General features: G+C 71.5%; 1 protein-coding gene. It reads right to left on the bottom strand.

Annotated elements, in window-relative coordinates; genetic code table 11:
• Positions 1-834 (bottom strand): glycosyltransferase family 4 protein (locus HUK84_RS20690; RefSeq protein WP_176641864.1); only part of this gene is annotated, 834 nt, incomplete at both ends.

The raw sequence follows: 834 nt of genomic DNA, 5'->3' as shown, positions 1-834 counted from the left end.
CGCACCAGCCAGGTCCAGCCCAGTTGCGGCAGCAATACCAGGCCCATGGCCGTCACGGCCGCAAGGCGGCCCCGCGTGACCAGCAGCGCGATCCCGCCGCCCCACAGGACGAACCCCCATTGCACCAGCGTCACCGCCACCGGCGACAGGCCGCCCGTGGTCGCAAGCTGGTACAGATGTTCGCGATGGCTTTCCATCAGCCGCGCCCCCCGCCGCCAGCGCCGTACCAGCGTATAGGTCACGTCATAGAGCACGCCGGCCAGCATCAGCGGCACGGCGCTCCACGCGGCGCCCGCGGGCTGACCGGCGGCACAGGCCAGGCCGAACGCGCCGATCAGCAGGCCGCAGCTCTGGCTGCCCACGTCGCCCATGAAGATCCGGCCCGCCGGAAAGTTGAACGGCAGGAACCCGGCCAGCGCCGCCGCCAGGATCAGCGCCATCCCCCCAAGCATCGGGCCCCCAAGCATCGGGCCCCCAGGCGTCGGGCCCCCCAACATCAAACCACCCAGCACCAGGCAGGCCAGCATGACCGCGCCCGAGATCAGCCCGTTCAGCCCATCCATGAAATTGACCGCATTGGTCAGATAGACCAGCCCCAGGACCGACAGGACGCCCCCCAGAACGGCGCCCGGGACGTCGCCCATGATCGGGGACAGGACGCCGTGCGGATACGGCCCGGTCGCCACGACCAGGATCGCGGCGGCGAACTGCGCCGCCAGCTTCAGCACGGGCGGCCATTGATGGACGTCATCCAGCCAGGACACGCCGCCCAGCAGGATCGTGGCGCCCAGCAGCCCGGCCACCGGGCCGTCCAGCGGGGGCAGGCCGTCCAGC

This window comes from Nguyenibacter vanlangensis (genome assembly GCF_013376155.1).
GTDB lineage: Bacteria > Pseudomonadota > Alphaproteobacteria > Acetobacterales > Acetobacteraceae > Gluconacetobacter > Gluconacetobacter vanlangensis.
Note: the sequence above shows the minus strand (reverse complement) of the source record. Positions and strands in the feature narration are given on the sequence as shown.